22 protein-coding genes are annotated in these 19,107 nt (G+C 33.1%); 15 read left to right on the top strand and 7 right to left on the bottom strand.

The features are described 5' to 3' along the window. Window positions 1-139 precede the first annotated feature (139 nt). Window positions 140-937 carry a formate dehydrogenase accessory sulfurtransferase FdhD gene (fdhD, locus tag ACXQH5_RS07230; RefSeq protein WP_138269793.1) on the bottom strand — a complete coding sequence of 266 codons (798 nt, stop codon included), beginning with the start codon at window positions 935-937 and terminating at the stop codon, window positions 140-142. A 289-nt stretch (window positions 938-1,226) separates the two neighbouring features. Between fdhD and modA the strand changes: the two genes are divergently transcribed. The 5 genes from modA to ACXQH5_RS07205 all read left to right on the top strand — a co-directional run bounded on the left by modA (window position 1,227) and on the right by ACXQH5_RS07205 (window position 5,010). Further along, window positions 1,227-2,009, top strand: coding sequence for a molybdate ABC transporter substrate-binding protein (gene modA / locus ACXQH5_RS07225; RefSeq protein ID WP_000782810.1), 783 nt, complete (start codon window positions 1,227-1,229; stop codon window positions 2,007-2,009). A gap of 13 nt (window positions 2,010-2,022) precedes the next feature. Further along, a complete protein-coding gene (gene modB, locus ACXQH5_RS07220; RefSeq protein ID WP_001113093.1) occupies window positions 2,023-2,694 on the top strand; it encodes a molybdate ABC transporter permease subunit in 672 nt (223 codons plus the stop codon). After that, window positions 2,695-3,300, top strand: coding sequence for an ATP-binding cassette domain-containing protein (locus tag ACXQH5_RS07215; protein WP_000913006.1), 606 nt, complete (start codon window positions 2,695-2,697; stop codon window positions 3,298-3,300). A gap of 168 nt (window positions 3,301-3,468) precedes the next feature. Further along, window positions 3,469-4,473 (top strand): ThiF family adenylyltransferase, encoded by a 1,005-nt coding sequence (locus ACXQH5_RS07210; RefSeq protein ID WP_000076924.1) that lies wholly within the window; start codon window positions 3,469-3,471, stop codon window positions 4,471-4,473. Between the two features lie 30 nt (window positions 4,474-4,503). Then, on the top strand, window positions 4,504-5,010 hold the full coding sequence (locus ACXQH5_RS07205; protein ID WP_000503820.1) for a MogA/MoaB family molybdenum cofactor biosynthesis protein: 507 nt from the start codon (window positions 4,504-4,506) through the stop codon (window positions 5,008-5,010). 1 nt (window position 5,011) lies between these two features. Here ACXQH5_RS07205 and moaC read toward each other — a convergent pair whose 3' ends face one another. After that, window positions 5,012-5,506, bottom strand: coding sequence for a cyclic pyranopterin monophosphate synthase MoaC (gene moaC, locus ACXQH5_RS07200; protein WP_000134534.1), 495 nt, complete (start codon window positions 5,504-5,506; stop codon window positions 5,012-5,014). A 62-nt stretch (window positions 5,507-5,568) separates the two neighbouring features. On the opposite strand from moaC, the gene ACXQH5_RS07195 reads away from it, so the two are divergent. From ACXQH5_RS07195 to moaA, 6 genes are read left to right on the top strand one after another with little or no spacing between them, the layout of a single operon-like run. Continuing rightward, a complete protein-coding gene (locus ACXQH5_RS07195) occupies window positions 5,569-6,828 on the top strand; it encodes a molybdopterin molybdotransferase MoeA (protein WP_000259720.1) in 1,260 nt (419 codons plus the stop codon). Then, complete coding sequence (gene mobB / locus ACXQH5_RS07190; RefSeq protein ID WP_000602934.1) at window positions 6,825-7,310, top strand: molybdopterin-guanine dinucleotide biosynthesis protein B; 486 nt, start codon at window positions 6,825-6,827, stop codon at window positions 7,308-7,310. Before ACXQH5_RS07195 ends, mobB begins: the two co-directional genes overlap by 4 nt. 13 nt (window positions 7,311-7,323) lie before the next feature. Continuing rightward, on the top strand, window positions 7,324-7,770 hold the full coding sequence (locus ACXQH5_RS07185; protein ID WP_000808500.1) for a molybdenum cofactor biosynthesis protein MoaE: 447 nt from the start codon (window positions 7,324-7,326) through the stop codon (window positions 7,768-7,770). 5 nt (window positions 7,771-7,775) lie between these two features. Further along, a complete protein-coding gene (gene moaD / locus ACXQH5_RS07180; RefSeq protein ID WP_000866974.1) occupies window positions 7,776-8,009 on the top strand; it encodes a molybdopterin converting factor subunit 1 in 234 nt (77 codons plus the stop codon). Between the two features lie 6 nt (window positions 8,010-8,015). After that, on the top strand, window positions 8,016-8,615 hold the full coding sequence (gene mobA, locus ACXQH5_RS07175; RefSeq protein ID WP_000643988.1) for a molybdenum cofactor guanylyltransferase MobA: 600 nt from the start codon (window positions 8,016-8,018) through the stop codon (window positions 8,613-8,615). Window positions 8,616-8,634: 19 nt separating this feature from the next. Continuing rightward, window positions 8,635-9,657 (top strand): GTP 3',8-cyclase MoaA, encoded by a 1,023-nt coding sequence (moaA, locus tag ACXQH5_RS07170; protein ID WP_001824308.1) that lies wholly within the window; start codon window positions 8,635-8,637, stop codon window positions 9,655-9,657. A 340-nt stretch (window positions 9,658-9,997) separates the two neighbouring features. Here the strand turns inward: moaA and ACXQH5_RS07165 are convergent, their stop codons facing one another. Further along, entirely contained in the window at window positions 9,998-10,168 is a 171-nt protein-coding gene (locus ACXQH5_RS07165; RefSeq protein WP_031844964.1) for a hypothetical protein, read from the bottom strand. A 125-nt stretch (window positions 10,169-10,293) separates the two neighbouring features. Between ACXQH5_RS07165 and sarV the strand changes: the two genes are divergently transcribed. Then, window positions 10,294-10,644, top strand: a complete 351-nt coding sequence (gene sarV / locus ACXQH5_RS07160; RefSeq protein ID WP_000066900.1) for an HTH-type transcriptional regulator SarV — start codon at window positions 10,294-10,296, stop codon at window positions 10,642-10,644. 101 nt (window positions 10,645-10,745) lie between these two features. Here the strand turns inward: sarV and ACXQH5_RS07155 are convergent, their stop codons facing one another. Together ACXQH5_RS07155 and ACXQH5_RS07150 are read right to left on the bottom strand one after the other, a co-directional pair. Then, window positions 10,746-11,957, bottom strand: coding sequence for an MFS transporter (locus tag ACXQH5_RS07155; protein ID WP_000184418.1), 1,212 nt, complete (start codon window positions 11,955-11,957; stop codon window positions 10,746-10,748). Beyond that, window positions 11,950-12,390, bottom strand: coding sequence for a MarR family winged helix-turn-helix transcriptional regulator (locus tag ACXQH5_RS07150; protein WP_000951066.1), 441 nt, complete (start codon window positions 12,388-12,390; stop codon window positions 11,950-11,952). Before ACXQH5_RS07150 ends, ACXQH5_RS07155 begins: the two co-directional genes overlap by 8 nt. A 162-nt stretch (window positions 12,391-12,552) precedes the next feature. Between ACXQH5_RS07150 and ACXQH5_RS07145 the strand changes: the two genes are divergently transcribed. Further along, a complete protein-coding gene (locus ACXQH5_RS07145; protein WP_000600972.1) occupies window positions 12,553-13,317 on the top strand; it encodes a VOC family protein in 765 nt (254 codons plus the stop codon). Here the strand turns inward: ACXQH5_RS07145 and ACXQH5_RS07140 are convergent. Beyond that, window positions 13,309-13,560 (bottom strand): hypothetical protein, encoded by a 252-nt coding sequence (locus ACXQH5_RS07140; protein ID WP_031844963.1) that lies wholly within the window; start codon window positions 13,558-13,560, stop codon window positions 13,309-13,311. The genes ACXQH5_RS07145 and ACXQH5_RS07140 overlap by 9 nt on opposite strands. A 388-nt stretch (window positions 13,561-13,948) precedes the next feature. Here ACXQH5_RS07140 and femX point away from each other — a divergent pair, with 388 nt between their 5' ends. Beyond that, a complete protein-coding gene (femX, locus tag ACXQH5_RS07135; RefSeq protein ID WP_000413855.1) occupies window positions 13,949-15,214 on the top strand; it encodes a lipid II:glycine glycyltransferase in 1,266 nt (421 codons plus the stop codon). Between the two features lie 116 nt (window positions 15,215-15,330). Further along, window positions 15,331-18,498 (top strand): efflux RND transporter permease subunit, encoded by a 3,168-nt coding sequence (locus tag ACXQH5_RS07130; protein ID WP_000592326.1) that lies wholly within the window; start codon window positions 15,331-15,333, stop codon window positions 18,496-18,498. 186 nt (window positions 18,499-18,684) lie between these two features. Here the strand turns inward: ACXQH5_RS07130 and mspA are convergent, their stop codons facing one another. Beyond that, window positions 18,685-19,002 carry a membrane stabilizing protein MspA gene (gene mspA, locus ACXQH5_RS07125; protein WP_001161085.1) on the bottom strand — a complete coding sequence of 106 codons (318 nt, stop codon included), beginning with the start codon at window positions 19,000-19,002 and terminating at the stop codon, window positions 18,685-18,687. Between the last annotated feature and the right edge of the window lie 105 nt (window positions 19,003-19,107).

The raw sequence follows: 19,107 nt of genomic DNA, 5'->3' as shown, positions 1-19,107 counted from the left end.
AGCAGTAAGCTGGTTTCGAGTAGAAATCAACTTACTGCTTTTTAAATTGTTTTGAGCTACTTATACTTATAAAAATAGTGCTTTTATATTGTTGATTCATGTGGAATATCGTTCATTATGACACACTATAATGAATATGTTATTGTTCAGAATCAATGATACGTTCTGGATGACTGTATATATTAAAGCCACCATTTCGAATAAATCCAATTGCCGTAATATTTAGGTCATTAGCTAAGGTTACAGCAAGCGTTGTCGGAGCCGATTTAGATAAAATAACGCCAACACCAATTTTCGCGGCTTTAATTAAAATTTCTGATGAAATACGTCCACTGAAAATTAATACTTTATCTCGGACAGTAATATGTCGCTGAATACAAAATCCATATAATTTATCTAGAGCGTTATGTCTACCAATGTCTTGTCGATGTACAAAAAATGTCAAACCATCGCTTATAGCAGCATTATGTAAGCCACCTGTTTCTTGGTAAATATGACTTGCACTTTGTAATCGAGTCATCATGTTAATAATTTGTATTGGAGTTAAAGTGATTTTAGACATAGATGTTTTAGCGATAGCAGCATCATTTTGAAAATAAAACTCACGACTCTTTCCACAACAAGATGCAATCATTCGTTTTGTGGAATATTGAAAGCGATCGCCTAAATCTTTATTAAGTTCAACATGGGCAAAACCTTTACTATCATCAATCAGTACAGATTTTAATTCATCTTGCTTTAAAATGGCACCTTCCGAAGCCAGAAATCCAATGACTAACTCCTCAAGGTTTGTTGGACTGCATATAACAGTCGCAAATTCTTCACCATTCACCATAATTGTAAGTGGAAATTCTGTCACATATTGATCTGTTGTATTGAATAATTTTCCATCTTCATATCTAACAATTGGTTGACCTAAAGATACATCTTTGTTCATTATCTAACCCCTTTAATTAGCTTGAACTTTATTTTAAAGCAATTTGCTTAAAAATTTAACATATTTGCTTAAGTTTGAAATTTGATTGATGAAAATTAATAGTGAGCAATCAGTTTGATTTAAATTGATTTCGAGAATGTACATAATAGGGCATCAATTAATAAATATCAATCTTATGAAAATTTGACAATTGTTTGAATCAATATATAAACAGGCAACGGTTCTTTTCAAATATAATAGTAAGTGTATAATGAAAATGTAAATATTATTAAAAGTGGGGGTTCATTCAATGAAAATGAAACGTTTATTTGCTGTTGTGATTGCAATGCTTTTAGTATTAGCTGGTTGCTCTAATTCTAACGATAATAATGAAAGTAAAAAAGATGATGCAGCCAATGGTAAGAAACAAGAAATTCAAGTTGCAGCGGCAGCAAGTTTAACAGATGTAACCAAGAAATTAGCTACAGAATTTAAAAAAGAGCATAAAAATGCTGATATTAAATTTAACTATGGTGGATCAGGGGCATTAAGAAAACAAATTGAATCAGGCGCACCTGTTGACGTATTTATGTCTGCAAATACTAAAGATGTAGATGCATTAAAAGACAAGAATAAAGCACATGATACTTATAAATATGCGAAAAATAGTCTAGTATTAATTGGTGATAAAGATTCAAATTACACTTCAGTAAAAGACTTAAAAGACAATGATAAAATAGCATTAGGTGAAGTGAAAACTGTACCAGCAGGAAAATATGCGAAACAGTATTTAGATAACAATAACTTATTTAAAGAAGTCGAAAGTAAAATCGTTTATGCTAAAGATGTAAAACAAGTATTAAATTATGTTGAAAAGGGTAATGCGAAACAAGGTTTTGTGTATAAAACTGACTTATATAAACAAAATAAAAAAATTGATACTGTAAAAGTAATTAAAGAAGTAGAACTTAAGAAGCCAATCACATACGAAGCTGGTGCTACATCAGATAGTAAATTAGCAAAAGAGTGGATGGAATTCTTAAAATCAGATAAAGCTAAAGAAATATTAAAAGAATACCACTTTGCAGCATAAGGAGTTGTAATCCATGCCTGACTTAACACCTTTTTGGATATCAATACGAGTTGCTGTAATCAGTACGATTATTGTAACGGTTTTAGGTATTTTTATATCTAAATGGTTGTATCGTCGTAAGGGTTCGTGGGTTAAAGTATTGGAAAGTTTATTGATATTACCTATTGTTTTGCCGCCAACGGTATTAGGTTTTATTCTATTAATCATCTTCTCGCCAAGAGGACCAATCGGTCAATTCTTTGCGAATGTACTACATTTACCTGTAGTGTTCACTTTGACAGGTGCTGTGATAGCATCTGTCATTGTTAGTTTTCCACTAATGTATCAACATACTGTGCAAGGCTTCAGAGGTATAGACACGAAAATGATTAATACAGCTAGAACGATGGGAGCAAGTGAAACGAAAATTTTCCTCAAATTAATTTTACCATTAGCTAAACGCTCTATTTTAGCAGGTATAATGATGAGTTTTGCTCGTGCATTAGGTGAGTTTGGTGCTACATTAATGGTTGCAGGATATATTCCAAATAAAACCAATACACTACCTTTAGAAATATACTTCTTAGTGGAACAAGGTAGAGAAAATGAAGCGTGGTTATGGGTATTAGTGCTAGTCGCATTCTCTATTGTGGTTATATCTACAATTAATTTATTGAATAAAGATAAATATAAGGAGGTCGACTAGATGCTTAAAATCAATTTGAAATATCAATTAAAGAACACTTTAATTCGCATCAATATAGATGATACCGAACCAAAAATTTATGCAGTTCGTGGTCCATCTGGCATTGGTAAAACTACTGTTTTAAATATGATTGCCGGATTACGTAAAGCAGATGAAGCTATTATCGAAGTGAATGGGCAATTGCTAACTGATACGGCAAAAAACGTGAATGTTAAAATTCAACAACGACGTATTGGATATCTGTTTCAAGACTACCAATTGTTTCCTAATATGACGGTCTATAAAAATATTACTTTTATGGCTGAACCATCTGAACACATCGATCAATTAATTCAAACTTTAAACATTGATCATTTGATGAAACAATATCCTATGACATTGTCAGGTGGAGAGGCACAACGTGTAGCACTTGCACGTGCACTTAGCACGAAACCAGATTTAATTTTATTAGATGAACCTTTTTCTAGTTTGGATGATACTACAAAAGATGAGAGTATTACATTAGTTAAACGTATTTTCAACGAATGGCAAATACCAATCATATTTGTGACACATTCAAACTATGAAGCAGAACAAATGGCTCATGAAATTATTACAATTGGGTAATCATTTATTTGCCATTAAAGAGTTTAGAACGTATTTAAAATTGTAGAAGTGAATGCTTCTATCAGCATTTTAATGATGTTTTAAACTCTTTTTTAGGGGCAGTTTTTTGAGAGACATTGACGCGCGTCATATAATGAAAGTAATGATAAAAAGAAAGGATAACTTAATGTGAGTCAAGAACGTTATTCAAGGCAAATTTTATTTAAACAAATAGGTGAAATAGGTCAAAGCAAAATAAATCAAAAATGTGCGTTGATTATTGGTATGGGCGCATTAGGTACACATGTGGCTGAAGGACTTGTTAGAGCAGGTATTGCTAAACTAATCATTGTTGATAGAGATTATATTGAATTTAGTAATTTACAAAGACAAACATTGTTTACTGAAGAAGATGCTTTGAAAATGATGCCTAAAGTGGTTGCAGCTAAAAAGCATTTGCTAGCGTTACGTAGTGATGTTGATATTGATGATTATATTGCCCATGTGGATTATTATTTTTTAGAAACACATGGACAGGACGTTGACGTTATTATTGATGCAACCGATAACTTTGAAACACGACAACTGATTAATGATTTTGCATATAAACATCGTATACCTTGGATTTATGGTGGTGTTGTACAGAGTACATATACAGAAGCTGCATTTATACCTGGTAAAACACCTTGCTTTAACTGTTTGGTACCACAATTGCCAGCATTAAATTTAACATGTGATACAGTAGGGGTCATTCAACCTGCCGTGACGATGGCAACAAGTTTACAATTAAGAGATGCGATGAAAGTATTAACGGAACAACCAATTGACACAAAAATAACTTATGGCGATATTTGGGAAGGTAGTCATTATTCATTTGGTTTCAGTAAAATGCAACGTTCAGCCTGTACAACTTGTGGAGATATACCAAGTTATCCGTATTTAAACAAAAATGAACAACGTTATGCAACATTGTGTGGTAGAGACACTGTACAGTATGAAAATGCATCAATTACACACGACATTCTTGTTCAATTTTTAAAACAACATCAACTAAATTATCGCAGTAATTCGTATATGGTTATGTTTGAATTTAAAGGACACCGCATTGTTGCTTTTAAAGGTGGAAGGTTTTTAATACATGGCATGACACGCACATCAGATGCCACACATCTAATGAATTTATTGTTTGGATAAAAAAAGATAAGACAAAAGGAGTGTAATATTATGGGCGAACATCAAAACGTTAAATTGAATCGTACAGTTAAAGCAGCCGTACTAACGGTATCAGATACGAGAGACTTTGATACAGATAAAGGTGGTCAATGCGTGCGCCAATTGTTACAAGCAGATGACGTTGAAGTGAGTGACGCACATTATACAATTGTGAAAGATGAAAAAGTAGCCATCACGACGCAGGTGAAGAAGTGGTTAGAAGAAGATATTGATGTCATCATTACGACTGGTGGAACGGGTATTGCACAACGTGATGTGACGATTGAAGCAGTAAAACCACTTTTAACTAAAGAGATAGAAGGCTTTGGGGAATTGTTTAGATATTTGAGTTATGTTGAAGATGTTGGCACGCGTGCATTATTGTCTCGTGCTGTAGCAGGTACAGTTAATAATAAATTGATATTTTCGATTCCAGGATCAACAGGCGCAGTTAAATTAGCATTAGAAAAGCTCATTAAACCAGAATTAAATCATCTGATTCATGAGCTTACAAAATAATTTATTGACCTGATTGGCGTTGAAAATCTCCAGATTTACCGCCAGACTTGCTTTCAAGGTAGGTTTCGCCAATAATCATACCTTTATCAACTGCTTTCGTCATGTCGTAAATGGTTAAAGCCGTTGCTGATGCAGCGGTTAAAGCTTCCATTTCAACACCGGTTTTGCCAGTTGTAGAGACAGTTGTTTGAATGTTTAAAGTATAAAGGGGTGCATTTGTTTCATCCCAGCTGAAGTGAACATCTATGCCAGTCAATGGTAATGGATGGCACATCGGAATAATTGTTGATGTATTTTTGGCAGCCATAATACCAGCGATTTGAGCAGTGTTCAATACATTGCCTTTGGTATTGGTGTTATTAGAAATCTGCTTATAAATAGTTTCATTCACAGTAATGCTTGAATGAGCGACAGCAGTTCTTTTTGTAATTTGTTTGTCTGATACATCGACCATTTTGGCGTGGCCTTGTTGATTAATATGAGTAAACTCAGTCATTTTACCCCTCCTAGTGCATCTAGTATATCATGAAAAAATAAAAGTTTTGGAGATGATTTTTAATGGTAGTAGAAAAAAGAAACCCAATCCCAGTTAAAGAAGCAATTCAACGTATCGTTAATCAGCAGAGTTCAATGCCGGCAATTACGGTAGCACTTGAAAAAAGTCTAAATCATATCTTAGCAGAAGATATTGTAGCTACTTATGATATACCAAGGTTTGATAAATCACCTTATGATGGTTTTGCAATTCGCAGTGTTGATTCACAAGGGGCAAGTGGTCAGAATCGCATTGAGTTTAAAGTGATTGATCATATTGGTGCAGGTTCAGTTTCTGATAAATTAGTTGGGGATCACGAAGCGGTGCGTATTATGACTGGAGCACAAATACCTAATGGCGCAGATGCTGTTGTTATGTTTGAACAAACGATTGAACTAGAAGATACATTTACAATTCGTAAACCATTTTCCAAAAATGAAAATATATCTTTAAAAGGTGAAGAAACAAAGACAGGCGATGTTGTTCTAAAAAAAGGACAAGTAATTAATCCAGGGGCTATTGCGGTCCTTGCAACATATGGCTATGCAGAGGTTAAAGTTATTAAGCAACCGAGCGTCGCTGTTATTGCAACAGGAAGCGAATTATTAGATGTTAATGATGTATTAGAAGATGGAAAAATTCGTAACTCTAATGGTCCAATGATTCGTGCCTTAGCAGAAAAATTAGGTCTTGAAGTTGGTATTTACAAAACACAACAAGATGATTTAGATAGTGGTATACAAGTCGTTAAAGAAGCTATGGAAAAACATGATATCGTTATTACAACGGGCGGAGTTTCTGTTGGAGATTTTGACTATTTACCTGAGATTTATAAGACTGTAAAGGCGAAAGTGTTATTTAATAAAGTAGCAATGCGTCCTGGTAGCGTAACAACGGTTGCATTTGCAGATGGAAAATATTTGTTTGGATTATCTGGAAATCCATCAGCTTGTTTTACAGGATTTGAACTATTTGTGAAACCAGCTGTTAAACATATGTGTGGCGCACTAGAAGTCTTCCCGCAAATAATTAAAGCAACATTAATGGAAGATTTTACCAAGGCAAACCCATTCACACGATTTATACGTGCTAAAGCAACGTTAACAAGTGCTGGAGCTACTGTAGTACCTTCAGGATTCAATAAATCAGGTGCGGTTGTAGCGATTGCACATGCTAACTGTATGGTCATGTTACCAGGAGGGTCACGTGGTTTTAAAGCGGGTCATACAGTAGATATTATTTTGACTGAATCTGACGCTGCTGAAGAGGAACTTCTTTTATGATTTTACAAATTGTAGGGTACAAAAAGTCTGGTAAGACAACATTGATGAGGCATATTGTCTCTTTCTTAAAGTCACATGGTTATACAGTTGCTACTATTAAACATCATGGGCATGGTAAGGAAGATATTCAATTACAGGATTCAGACGTCGATCACATGAAGCATTTTGAAGCGGGGGCAGATCAAAGTATTGTACAAGGATTTCAATATCAGCAAACTGTAACACGTGTAGATAATCAAAATCTTACTCAAATTATTGAAAAATCTGTTACAATTGACACCAATATCGTATTAGTTGAAGGCTTTAAAAATGCTGATTTTGAAAAAGTCGTAGTCTATCGAGATGAAGAAGAGTTGCAAGTATTACAACAATTGTCGAATGTTTGTTATAGCATTAATGTTAGGGAGCATGAAGATTTTACAGCATTTGAGCAATGGTTATTAAATAAAATTAAAAATGATTGTGATACACAATTAACATAGAGGATTGAAATGAATGAAACAATTTGAAATCGTGACAGAACCGATACAAACAGAACAATATCGTGAATTCACTATAAATGAATATCAAGGTGCAGTAGTTGTTTTTACCGGTCATGTTCGCGAATGGACTAAAGGCGTCAAAACGGAATATTTAGAATATGAAGCGTATATTCCAATGGCTGAAAAGAAATTGGCACAAATTGGAGATGAAATAAATGAAAAATGGCCTGGAACGATAACAAGTATTGTTCATAGAATAGGGCCATTACAAATTTCAGATATCGCTGTATTAATTGCAGTTTCTTCACCGCATCGTAAAGATGCCTATCGAGCAAATGAATATGCAATTGAGCGTATAAAAGAAATTGTTCCGATTTGGAAAAAAGAAATTTGGGAAGATGGTTCAAAATGGCAAGGGCATCAAAAAGGGAATTATGAAGAAGCGAAGAGGGAGGAATAAGAGAGATGAAGGTACTTTACTTCGCAGAAATTAAAGATATATTACAAAAAGCACAGGAAGATATTGTGCTTGAACAAGGATTGACTGTACAACAATTTGAAGATTTATTGTTTGAACGTTATCCGCAAATCAATAATAAAAAGTTTCAAGTTGCTGTAAATGAGGAATTTGTACAAAAATCAGATTTCATTCAACCTAATGATACTGTTGCATTAATTCCACCGGTTAGTGGAGGTTAAGGGAGCATGAAAGCAATAATTCTTGCAGGTGGTCATTCAGTACGATTTGGTAAGCCCAAAGCTTTTGCGGAAGTGAACGGTGAGACCTTTTATAGTAGAGTAATTAAGACATTAGAATCAACAAATATGTTCAATGAAATTATTATTAGTACAAATGCGCAATTGGCAACGCAATTTAAATATCCAAATGTTGTTATAGATGATGAGAATCATAATGATAAAGGTCCATTAGCAGGAATTTATACAATCATGAAGCAACATCCTGAAGAAGAATTGTTTTTTGTCGTTTCTGTTGATACACCAATGATTACTGGTAAAGCTGTAAGCACGTTGTATCAGTTTTTAGTTTCTCATCTTATTGAAAATCATTTAGATGTCGCAGCTTTTAAAGAAGATGGACGTTTTATTCCAACAATTGCATTTTATAGTCCGAATGCATTAGGCGCTATAACTAAAGCACTACATTCTGATAATTACAGTTTTAAAAATGTATATCATGAATTATCAACGGATTATTTGGATGTCAGGGATGTAGATGCGCCCTCATATTGGTACAAAAATATAAATTATCAGCATGATTTGGACGCTTTAATTCAAAAATTGTAAGCCGTTAGGAGGTCCACAAATGGTAGAACAAATAAAAGATAAACTAGGACGTCCCATCCGTGACTTACGGTTATCTGTGACAGATCGGTGTAACTTTAGGTGTGATTATTGCATGCCTAAAGAGGTATTTGGAGATGATTTCGTATTTTTACCTAAAAATGAACTGTTAACGTTTGATGAAATGGCTAGAATCGCTAAGGTATATGCAGAATTAGGTGTAAAAAAAATACGCATTACAGGTGGAGAACCATTGATGCGACGGGATTTAAATGTACTTATAGCTAAATTAAATCAAATCGATGGTATTGAAGATATTGGTTTGACTACAAATGGTTTGTTATTAAAAAAGCATGGACAAAAGTTATATGATGCTGGGCTGCGCAGAATTAATGTCAGTTTGGATGCTATTGATGATACGCTATTTCAATCAATCAATAATCGTAATATTAAAGCGACTACGATTTTAGAACAAATTGATTACGCGACGTCTATTGGTTTGAATGTAAAAGTAAATGTTGTTATACAAAAAGGTATTAACGATGATCAAATTATACCAATGCTTGAATATTTTAAAGATAAACATATAGAGATTCGATTTATAGAATTTATGGATGTTGGTAATGATAATGGATGGGATTTCAGCAAAGTTGTAACTAAAGATGAAATGCTTACTATGATAGAGGAGCACTTTGAAATCGATCCTGTAGAACCAAAATATTTTGGGGAAGTAGCAAAATATTATCGCCATAAGGATAACGGTGTTCAATTTGGTTTGATTACAAGTGTTTCACAATCATTTTGTTCTACATGTACACGCGCAAGGCTGTCATCAGATGGGAAGTTTTACGGATGTTTATTTGCAACTGTCGATGGATTTAACGTTAAAGCGTTTATTCGTTCTGGCGTGACCGACGAAGAATTAAAAGAACAATTTAAAGCTTTATGGCAAATAAGAGATGATCGATATTCAGATGAGAGAACTGCTCAAACAGTTGCCAATCGTCAACGTAAAAAGATAAACATGAATTATATTGGTGGTTAATGTGTAGGAACCACTACATATTAAATCATTAGAGATTCTTTAATATTTCTGTCTTACTCCCTAAAATACAATATTATTTATTAAAGTAAAAACGGTCATATCTATGCCAGATTTAATAGAAATGATCGTTTTTAATGTTTTTACAAATCGGCGGGGCCCCAACATAGAAGCTGACAGAAAGTCAGCTTACAATAATGTGCAAGTTGGCGGGGCCCCAACACAGAAGCTGACAAAAGTCAGCATACAATAATGTGCAAGTTGGGGAACGGGGCCCCAACATAGAGAATTTCAAAAAGAAATTCTACAGACAATGCAAGTTGGGGAACAACGAAATAAAATTTTATGAAAATATCATTTCTATCCCACTCTTAAGAATCACTACATAATAAATCTTTAGTGGTTCTTTAACATTGATGTCACACTCCATGTCATTGAGTTGTAATATATCTTTTTTAGGTATAAATGTTGTCGAATAAACAACAAGTTGTCCAAAAGATATAAATCTAAACAAGATATAGCCAGCAATTTAATATTTGTAATAGATAAAATGCTAAGTTTGATATATAATAAATTTAAGTAATTGTATAATAATATGAATTACAAACATCTAAGAAGAAACATAGGAGGCATCATATTATGAGTAATAAAGTTCAACGTTTTATAGAAGCAGAAAGGGAGTTAAGTCAGTTAAAGCACTGGTTAAAAACAACACATAAGATTTCAATTGAAGAATTTGTAGTACTTTTTAAAGTGTATGAAGCTGAAAAGATTAGCGGTAAAGAATTGAGGGACACATTACATTTTGAAATGCTATGGGATACAAGTAAAATCGATGTGATTATCCGTAAAATCTATAAAAAAGAGCTTATTTCTAAATTGCGTTCTGAAACGGATGAAAGACAAGTATTCTATTTCTATAGTACTTCTCAAAAGAAATTGTTAGATAAAATTACTAAAGAAATAGAAGTGTTAAGCGTTACAAACTAAAAACTTAAAAAGCATGCCAATCAGTACATCATAATTGCGTCTTGGGGACAGACAAATGATGAATAGAGATTGGCATGCTTTTTATTTTTGAATATAAATATTTAGTTCATGGCATTTCTAGTTACATGACGTCCATGAATTAAGAAGTAAACAAGCATAGTAATGATTGCTAAAGCGGCCATAAAGCCGAAGATTTCACTATATGAAAACATATGAGTAAATAACCCAAGGAATGATGGACCGAAGCCTACACCTGCATCTAGACCAACGTAAAAAGTAGATGTCGCGATACCATATTTAATCGGGGGTGAGACTTTTATCGCAATAGATTGCATTGCAGATGATAAATTTCCATACCCTAAACCTAGGCAAGCACCAGCAAGTAATATTAACCAGCTTTGATAGCTTGAAATTAAGCACACAAATGAAAGGAAAAGCATGATAAATGCTGGGTAGACAATAATATTTTCATTTTTATCATCCATCAATCTACCAGCAATAGGTCTAGTAATTAACGATGCTATAGCATAGCAAATAAAGAAATAGCTTGCTGCAGTGACTAGGTGTCGCTCTAAAGCAAATGCTTGTAAATAAGTTAGGATGGACGCATAGGTAACGCCAATTAAAAGCATAATTACAGCAACAGGAATGGCCTCTTTTGCAATAAATTGATGAATACTAAATCTTGGTTTATCAATGACATTAGTTTCAGTTTTGTTATTTGTTACTTCGAAATCAACTTTTATAAATAATGAGATAATGAGTCCGAGTATGCCTAATATGACACAAATAATAAACAGTAAATTAATTGCGTATTTTGTAATAAGTAACATACCTAGAAATGGGCCAATCGCTGTACCTAATACTAAACTTAAGGAAAATAAACTGATGCCTTCACTTTTTCTATTAACAGGGGTAACGTATGCCGCAATAGTACCTGTTGCAGTTGTCACAACTGCAGTTGCGATACCGTTTATGAGACGTACAAAGATTAAAAAAGCTAAAGATCGATCAATAAAATAAAGTAATTGCGTGATAATTAAAGCAATTAAACCAATAAATAATAATCGTTTAGGTCCGATTTGATTTACAAATTTACCTGTAGCAAATCGACCAATTAAAGACCCGACAATAAATAGTCCTACAACTAATCCGGCTAATGAATCGGAAGCGTCGAAAGCTTGCTTACTATAGCCAGCAATAACTACAAGTAACAAATACATGCATAGGTATACGATAAAGTTGACAAAAAAGTTAATAGTAAAACTTTTGGTGAAAATAGGTGATTTATTTAATGAGCCTTGATTAGTCATTGTGTGCCTCCTTTAATAATATTTCATGAATTTGATTCATCACATTTATGGTTTCTTGCATTTGATCTTGCGAAATGTTTGTTTTGGCAACTACTGCTTGTTGGAGCTTTTGTACATCAAGACAAACAATCTCATATAATTCATGCCCTTTAGGTGTTAAAGTTAAAAACTTTTGTCGTTTATCCTCTAAACTGTTTTCTACTGTAATAAGGTCATTTTCTATTAGAGCTTTTAAAGTTTTTCTTGCAGTAGGCTTTTCAATTGCACGTCTATGTGAAATTTCAATGAGAGTAGTGGGTTGATATTTAGCTATATCGCGTAAGATTAACCATTGACCATAATATATATTGTGTTTTTCCAAAATCGGCTCTGCTAATTTTAAATAGGGGCGATATATTGTTATAAAACTATTGAAAAATTCTTGTGATAGCATAGTGACATCTCCTAAGATAAAATAGTTAGCTTAGCTAACCTTTTTTACAACAATAGTAATTATAAAACGGGGGCAATTAGAAATCAATATATAATTATTAAGAGCAAAAATATTTATACTTTGTTAAAATAAGCGTAATTACATGTAAATAGGGGGATACTAATGATATTGAAATTTGATCACATCATTCATTATATAGATCAGTTAGATCGGTTTAGTTTTCCAGGAGATGTTATAAAATTACATTCAGGTGGGTATCATCATAAATATGGAACATTCAATAAATTAGGTTATATCAATGAAAATTATATTGAGCTACTAGATGTAGAAAATAATGAAAAGTTGAAAAAGATGGCAAAAACGATAGAAGGTGGAGTCGCTTTCGCTACTCAAATTGTTCAAGAGAAGTATGAGCAAGGCTTTAAAAATATTTGTTTGCGTACAAATGATATTGAGACAGTTAAAAATAAACTACAAAGTGAGCAGGTTGAAGTAGTAGGTCCGATTCAAATGGAAAGGGATACACATAAAGATGGTAAGGCAAAGTGGCAATTGCTTTATATAATGAATCAGGATGATGATGAAATTAAGCCACCATTTTTTATTCAATGGGAAGAAAGTGATTCCATGCGTACTAAAAAATTGCAAAAATATTTTCAAAAACAATTTTCAATTGAAACTGTTATTGTGAAAAGTAAAAACCGATCGCAAACAGTATCGAATTGGTTGAAATGGTTTGATATGGACATTGTAGAAGAGAACGACCATTACACAGATTTGATTTTAAAAAATGATGATATTTATTTTAGAATTGAAGATGGTAAAGTTTCAAAATATCATTCGGTTATCATAAAAGACGCACAAGCAACTTCACCATATTCAATTTTTATCAGAGGTGCTATTTATCGCTTTGAACCATTAGTATAAATATACGTAAGTGCTATGAGCGAGAATGCCCATATGAATAATGGCAAGCACAATGGAAAGAATCGTTAATGTATTATTTAATCGTGATGACTTAATTAAAATGAAAAAGATTGATAATATAAATGTGAAAAAGATAAGTATAACCCGTAAACTAAAGTAATTCACGGTGAGAGGTTGACTCAATGTCATAATGATTGCAACGATGTTCATAATTATAAATAGACTTAAAATAATTGTTCTCATATCAAACACCTCATTGTTAGATTATTGACATTATAACAGGGGTAATTGTATATGAACATTAATGTGGCTGCTTGAGGAGAAATTTATTCATTGAAGTCAAATTGGTTCATGTTAGAAATGAATATCGTGTTAGATGATGAAAGTATTTTGAAGTATAGGTAACTAGTTGAAAAGTATTAATTGTACGATAACATTAAATTTAACAGGAAGCATAGATATAAAATGATTCACAATTAAAATGAGTAAATTTGAACTTGCTAAACTATTAATTGGAGCATGGACATTTCAAAAATAAGAGTTCAAATCATACACAAGCTCTGAATCGACACTATAAGATACAAACTGTATAATTAAAGGTATTGTTAAATAGAAGGAGATATCATAAATCATGGAAAAGATGCATATCACTAATCAGGAACATGACGCATTTGTTAAATCTCACCCAAATGGAGATTTATTACAATTAACGAAATGGGCAGAAACAAAGAAATTAACTGGATGGTACGCGCGAAGAATCGCTGTAGGTCGTGACGGTGAAATTCAGGGTGTTGCGCAGTTACTTTTTAAAAAAGTACCTAAATTACCTTATACGCTATGTTATATTTCACGTGGTTTTGTTGTTGATTATAGTAATAAAGAGGCGTTAAATGCATTGTTAGACAGTGCAAAAGAAATTGCTAAAGCTGAGAAAGCGTATGCAATTAAAATCGATCCTGATGTTGAAGTCGATAAAGGTACAGATGCTTTGCAAAATTTGAAAGCGCTTGGTTTTAAACATAAAGGATTTAAAGAAGGTTTATCAAAAGACTACATCCAACCACGTATGACTATGATTACACCAATTGATAAAAATGATGATGAGTTATTAAATAGCTTCGAACGCCGAAATCGTTCAAAAGTGCGCTTGGCTTTAAAGCGAGGTACGACAGTAGAACGATCTGATAGAGAAGGTTTAAAAACATTTGCTGAATTAATGAAAATCACTGGGGAACGCGATGGCTTCTTAACGCGTGATATTAGTTACTTTGAAAATATTTATGATGCGTTGCATGAAGATGGAGATGCTGAACTATTTTTAGTAAAGTTGGATCCAAAAGAAAATATAGCGAAAGTAAATCAAGAATTGAATGAACTTCATGCCGAAATTGCTAAATGGCAGCAGAAGATGGAAACATCTGAAAAGCAAGCTAAAAAAGCGCAAAATATGATTAATGATGCGCAAAATAAAATTGCTAAAAATGAAGATTTAAAACGAGACCTAGAAGCTTTAGAAAAGGAACATCCTGAAGGTATTTATCTTTCTGGTGCACTATTAATGTTTGCTGGCTCAAAATCATATTACTTATATGGTGCGTCTTCTAATGAATTTAGAGATTTTTTACCAAATCATCATATGCAGTATACGATGATGAAGTATGCACGTGAACATGGTGCAACAACTTACGATTTCGGTGGTACAGATAATGATCCAGATAAAGACTCAGAACATTATGGCTTATGGGCATTTAAAAAAGTGTGGGGAACATACTTAAGTGAAAAGATTGGTGAATTTGATTATGTATTGAATCAGCCATTGTACCAATTAATTGAGCAAGTTAAACCGCGTTTAACAAAAGCTAAAATTAAAATATCTCGTAAATTAAAACGAAAATAGATTAACGACTGAAATCTGAACGCTCATAAGACTGTCATTTGCGTTCAGATTTTTTTACACAATATAGAATGGTTGAGTAAAATATTTTTGAATATAGTGAAAGAGGGGGAAGTACTGTGATAAAAAAACTATTACAATTTTCTTTGGGGAATAAGTTTGCTATCTTTTTAATGGTTGTTTTAGTTGTCTTGGGCGGTGTATACGCGAGTGCTAAATTGAAATTAGAATTACTACCAAATGTACAAAATCCAGTTATTTCAGTTACAACAACAATGCCGGGTGCAACGCCACAAAGTACCCAAGATGAAATAAGTAGTAAAATTGACAATCAAGTAAGATCGTTGGCATATGTGAAAAATGTTAAAACGCAATCCGTACAAAATGCTTCAATTGTAACAGTTGAATATGAAAATAATACAGATATGGATAAAGCAGAAGAACAGCTTAAAAAAGAAATCGATAAAATTAAATTTAAAGATGAAGTTGGTCAACCAGAATTAAGACGTAATTCGATGGACGCTTTTCCGGTTTTAGCATATTCATTTTCAAATAAAGAGAATGACTTGAAAAAAGTAACGAAAGTACTGAATGAACAATTAATACCAAAATTACAAACGGTAGATGGTGTGCAAAATGCGCAATTAAATGGGCAGACGAACCGTGAAATCACCCTTAAATTTAAGCAAAATGAACTTGAAAAATATGGGTTGACTGCTGATGATGTAGAAAACTATCTAAAAACAGCAACAAGAACAACACCACTTGGATTGTTCCAATTTGGTGATAAAGATAAATCAATTGTTGTTGATGGTCAATATCAATCTGTTGATGCTTTTAAAAACATAAATATTCCATTAACGTTGGCAGGAGGACAAGGGCAATCTCAATCCCAAAGTGACAATAAACAAAATTCAGCCATGTCAGATGTTAATCAGGCATCACCGCAGCAAAATTCAAAAGCGTCAGCATCAAATAATATAAGTGGTATGCCGACAGCGAAACTAGGAGATTTAGCTGATATTACAGTTGGTGATGTGCGTACTTCTATTTCTAAAACGAATGGCAAGGATGCGGTTAATTTACAAATAACTAAAGCTCAAGATGCCAATACAGTTCAAGTAGCCAAAGATGTACAACGTAAAATTGATACATTCGTTGATGAAAATAAAGATTTTAATGTCACAAAAACAATGGATACTGCAAAGCCTGTTGAGAAATCACTTTATACGATGGTTGAAAAAGCATCATTAGGTACAATCGTGGCAATTATAGTTATTTTGCTGTTTTTAAGAAACATTCGTACGACGGCAATTTCTATTATATCCATTCCGTTATCACTTCTTATGGCGCTTATTGCTCTGAAATTGAGTGATGTTTCATTGAATATACTAACGTTAGGTGCATTAACAGTAGCGATTGGACGTGTGATAGACGATTCGATTGTAGTTGTTGAAAATATTTATCGACGCTTAACAGATTCAGAAGAACAACTAAAAGGTGGAAATTTAATTATCAGTGCGACAACTGAAGTATTTAAACCAATAATGTCATCGACACTAGTTACTATTATCGTCTTTTTACCACTTGTGTTTGTATCAGGTTCAGTAGGCGAAATGTTTAGACCTTTTGCATTGGCTATTGCATTTAGTTTATTAGCATCGTTATTAGTGTCAATTACACTCGTTCCAGCGTTGGCAGCTACACTATTTAAAAAAGGCGTTAAACGTCGTAATAAACAATATCAAGAAGGATTAGGTGTTGTTAGTACAACATATAAAAAAGCATTGCATTGGTCACTAAATCATAAGTGGATTGTAATTATATTAAGTACATTAATTTTGGTTGCAACTATTGTATTTGGAGGACCGAGACTAGGCACTAGCTTTATTTCAGCAGGTGACGATAAATTTTTAGCTATTACTTATACACCGAAGCCTGGTGAAACGGAGCAAGCAGTGTTGAATCATGCGAAAGATGTTGAAAAATATTTAAAACAGAAAAAGCATGTAAAAACAATTCAATACTCAGTTGGCGGTAGTAGTCCAGTAGATCCAACGGGTAGTACAAATAGTATGGCAATCATGGTTGAATATGATAATGACACGCCTAATTTTGATGTAGAAGCGGATAAGGTTATTAAACATGCAGATGGCTTTAAACATCCTGGAGAGTGGAAAAATCAAGATTTAGGAACAGGTGCAGGTAATAAATCTGTAGAGGTTACTGTGAAAGGTCCATCAATGGATGCCATAAAATCAACTGTAAAAGATATTGAACAGAAAATGAAACAGGTTAAAGGACTAGCCAATGTCAAATCTGATTTATCGCAAACATATGATCAGTATGAAATTAAAGTTGATCAAAATAAAGCGGCAGAAAATGGTATTTCTGCAAGTCAACTTGCAATGCACTTGAATGAAAACTTACCAGAAAAAACAGTTACGACTGTTAAAGAAAATGGTAAAACTGTTGATGTTAAAGTCAAACAAAATAAGCAAACAGACTGGTCAGAAGATAAGTTGAATAATATAACTTTGAAAAAGCCGACTGGTGGTACGATTAAATTGGGAGATATCGCTACGTTAGTTAAAACAACGACACCAAGTAAATTGACGCAAGAACAAGGTGATTATGCAACGATGGTATCTGCTAAAGTAACAAATAAAGATGTGGGTGGCACAACACGACAAGTGATGTCTAAAATAAATAATTTGGACAAACCGAATAATGTAAAGGTTAATATCGGTGGTGCATCAGATGATATTAACAATGCAATGACACAATTAGCCTTTGCAATGTTAGCTGCAATCATTATCGTATATTTAATCCTAGTTATTACATTTAAAGGTGGCCTAGCACCATTTACAATTTTATTCTCTTTACCATTTACAGTTATCGGTGTAATTATTGCACTATTAATCACAGGAGAAACAATATCAGTACCAAGTTTAATTGGTATGCTAATGTTAATTGGAATTGTAGTAACAAATGCCATTGTGTTAATAGACCGTGTCATTAATAATGAGCAACAGGGCATGGAGATGAAAGAAGCATTAATCGAAGCAGGCGGTACTAGAATTAGACCGATATTAATGACGGCGATTGCAACAATCGGTGCATTAGTTCCTTTGTTATTTGGTCAAGATAGCTCGATTCTTATTTCGAAAGGATTAGCTGCTACAGTTATTGGTGGTTTAATTTCATCAACTTTGTTAACACTTGTAGTTGTACCAGTAATATATGAAATTCTCTTTACTTTAAAAAAACGATTCACTAAACGATAGATAATATAAAAGCCATAAAAGCGGTCATGATATTGACTACTTTTATGGCTTTTTAAAATTTGAAAATTTAGACCTTATTTCACGTGCGATTTAATCGATGTGTTAATAAAACAATACTGGCATTCGATATGTAATCTGATGATAATATAAGGTTGCAATTATGTTATTGCATGCTTTGTTTATTACTTAGAATAATACGATGGTTAAGATGAAATATATGACAAAGATAAATAATGACATTAAATTCAAGATGTTTACGCCTTTTAGATCTTTTTTAAGCATTTTAAATCCTGTCACTTCGACATTACCGACTAAGAGTAATAAGACGATAAATACCCACCAATTCTCTTTTGGAAAACTCATCGTCGTTAATGCTAAGACGAATAATAACAACACACCCATAATAATTCTCAAAATGCGAGTAAATACAACTTCCATTTTAAAAATACTAATAAAACTAACAATTAGATAAAGTATTGCTAGTAAAATCAGATAAAATTGCATATGATAACTTCCTCTCCGTTTCAAAGGGTTCATGTAGTACAGCAGCGTAGAAAACATAAATAACAATGTTGGGATAGATCTGCGCGTATGTTGTTAATGAGACAC

It is taken from the genome of Staphylococcus sp. SA22 (genome assembly GCF_054165785.1).
Note: the sequence above shows the minus strand (reverse complement) of the source record. Positions and strands in the feature narration are given on the sequence as shown.

Excerpts from the sequence above, each read along its gene's own strand:
- fdhD (WP_138269793.1), bottom strand. The coding sequence starts at position 937 with ATGAACAAAGATGTATCTTTAGGTCAACCAATTGTTAGATATGAAGAT.
- modA (WP_000782810.1), top strand. The coding sequence starts at position 1,227 with ATGAAAATGAAACGTTTATTTGCTGTTGTGATTGCAATGCTTTTAGTA.
- modB (WP_001113093.1), top strand. The coding sequence starts at position 2,023 with ATGCCTGACTTAACACCTTTTTGGATATCAATACGAGTTGCTGTAATC.
- ACXQH5_RS07215 (WP_000913006.1), top strand. The coding sequence starts at position 2,695 with ATGCTTAAAATCAATTTGAAATATCAATTAAAGAACACTTTAATTCGC.
- ACXQH5_RS07205 (WP_000503820.1), top strand. The coding sequence starts at position 4,504 with ATGGGCGAACATCAAAACGTTAAATTGAATCGTACAGTTAAAGCAGCC.
- moaC (WP_000134534.1), bottom strand. The coding sequence starts at position 5,506 with ATGACTGAGTTTACTCATATTAATCAACAAGGCCACGCCAAAATGGTC.
- ACXQH5_RS07195 (WP_000259720.1), top strand. The coding sequence starts at position 5,569 with ATGGTAGTAGAAAAAAGAAACCCAATCCCAGTTAAAGAAGCAATTCAA.
- mobB (WP_000602934.1), top strand. The coding sequence starts at position 6,825 with ATGATTTTACAAATTGTAGGGTACAAAAAGTCTGGTAAGACAACATTG.
- ACXQH5_RS07185 (WP_000808500.1), top strand. The coding sequence starts at position 7,324 with ATGAAACAATTTGAAATCGTGACAGAACCGATACAAACAGAACAATAT.
- moaD (WP_000866974.1), top strand. The coding sequence starts at position 7,776 with ATGAAGGTACTTTACTTCGCAGAAATTAAAGATATATTACAAAAAGCA.
- mobA (WP_000643988.1), top strand. The coding sequence starts at position 8,016 with ATGAAAGCAATAATTCTTGCAGGTGGTCATTCAGTACGATTTGGTAAG.
- moaA (WP_001824308.1), top strand. The coding sequence starts at position 8,635 with ATGGTAGAACAAATAAAAGATAAACTAGGACGTCCCATCCGTGACTTA.
- sarV (WP_000066900.1), top strand. The coding sequence starts at position 10,294 with ATGAGTAATAAAGTTCAACGTTTTATAGAAGCAGAAAGGGAGTTAAGT.
- ACXQH5_RS07155 (WP_000184418.1), bottom strand. The coding sequence starts at position 11,957 with ATGACTAATCAAGGCTCATTAAATAAATCACCTATTTTCACCAAAAGT.
- ACXQH5_RS07150 (WP_000951066.1), bottom strand. The coding sequence starts at position 12,390 with ATGCTATCACAAGAATTTTTCAATAGTTTTATAACAATATATCGCCCC.
- ACXQH5_RS07145 (WP_000600972.1), top strand. The coding sequence starts at position 12,553 with ATGATATTGAAATTTGATCACATCATTCATTATATAGATCAGTTAGAT.
- ACXQH5_RS07140 (WP_031844963.1), bottom strand. The coding sequence starts at position 13,560 with ATGAGAACAATTATTTTAAGTCTATTTATAATTATGAACATCGTTGCA.
- femX (WP_000413855.1), top strand. The coding sequence starts at position 13,949 with ATGGAAAAGATGCATATCACTAATCAGGAACATGACGCATTTGTTAAA.
- mspA (WP_001161085.1), bottom strand. The coding sequence starts at position 19,002 with ATGCAATTTTATCTGATTTTACTAGCAATACTTTATCTAATTGTTAGT.